Raw genomic sequence first — 1242 nt, 5'->3', positions numbered from 1 at the left:
CGTCCTCGCACGGTGCATCGACCCGGGCCCCGGCGGCCAGCAGGTCAGCAGCCAGTCCCCGGTGGCCTTTCTGGGCGGCGATGGACAACAAAGTCACTTTATTGCCACTAATGCTACTCAGAAAACGCTGGTCAACTATTGCCGGGTTCGATAACAACACCTGGGCGATAAAGTCACGCTGCCCATTGCGAACAGCCCGCAGTATCGGCGACTCAACAAACGGATTGGTCTCTTTATCATCATTGAATAAAGATGAATTTTCACGAACCAGTGGTACAGCAATGCCGCGGCACACGGCACAGGTTCGCTGACCAATATCTTTCGTTTGCAGCCATCGGGTAATACACGGCTCGTGATAACGATGATGACAGTTCGTCAGCAGGACTTTGGAGTGCTTGAACATCCCCTCCAGGCAAATCGGACAATCCTCTGAATCATTCATCAATTCAGAGGTGCAGGCGGCAGAAACTGGACTTATCATCGAGTTCAGGTAAAAAAACGGATTAATATGAGGTAGATAGACCATAGAAAAGCGGAAAGTTCCAATCCTATTGCCGGGTTCGATAACCACACCCGGGCGATAAAGTCACGCTGCCCCTTGCGAACAGCCCGCAGTATCGGCAACTCAACAAACAATTCCTGATATTCCGGGGGCTGCGGGGATTGGAGCCAGGCTTGCCCGGCTGATACTATTGGCGATGGCCAGTTCGCTGGCCATGATTCTATCGTTGCCGCCAGATGGGGAAATCCATAAAAAATGGTTACAGGATCAGGCACCGAATTGTGGCCGGGATAAGGTGACAAAACTGATCAGGGAATTAACCGAACAAAGGTACATAACCAAGAAAGTTCGTCGAAGTTAAGATGGGAAAAAACTGGCATAAAAAAAACTGGGGTCAAGTCTTGATTCTTGATCTGGTGAGTAGGCCGGCGGAACTTCCCCGCCAGTCCCTCGCGGGCATCCAGACAACGTTTTAGCATCCAGTCAAGATCCTTTAAGTCGGGTGAGTCTTGCTAAAAGCCACCTGACGCCGCCCCTTCGCCCCACTCCCATTACAGAAGCTTCAACACTACTACGAACGGCTCCGACCCAGTGCGCAGCATCGGTACTCAAGCCCTTGTGGGTCGGCTACTTGGGAGTCTTCCTTAACATCCGCACGACTGGTTCCCGCAGCTCTATGGGAAAACCCAGTACAGAGTCATGCCTTCTATACGCCGGACACCGCCTGCACAGCATTCGAA

3 protein-coding genes are annotated in these 1242 nt (G+C 52.0%); 1 reads left to right on the top strand and 2 read right to left on the bottom strand.

The genetic code is table 11. The features are described 5' to 3' along the window. Both KDK15_RS13095 and KDK15_RS13090 read right to left on the bottom strand, forming a co-directional pair. The coding region (locus KDK15_RS13095; RefSeq protein WP_257295830.1) for a hypothetical protein at positions 1-403 on the bottom strand (403 nt) is incomplete at its 3' end. Between the two features lie 83 nt (positions 404-486). After that, positions 487-777: a hypothetical protein gene (locus KDK15_RS13090; RefSeq protein ID WP_257295829.1), complete on the bottom strand. Its 291-nt coding sequence runs from the start codon at positions 775-777 to the stop codon at positions 487-489. 227 nt (positions 778-1004) lie between these two features. On the opposite strand from KDK15_RS13090, the gene KDK15_RS13085 reads away from it, so the two are divergent. Continuing rightward, on the top strand, positions 1005-1242 hold a 238-nt coding region (locus KDK15_RS13085), incomplete at its 3' end, for a hypothetical protein (RefSeq protein ID WP_257295828.1).

The organism is Endozoicomonas sp. YOMI1, from assembly GCF_024606345.1.
Taxonomy (GTDB): Bacteria; Pseudomonadota; Gammaproteobacteria; order Pseudomonadales; family Endozoicomonadaceae; genus Endozoicomonas.
Note: the sequence above shows the minus strand (reverse complement) of the source record. Positions and strands in the feature narration are given on the sequence as shown.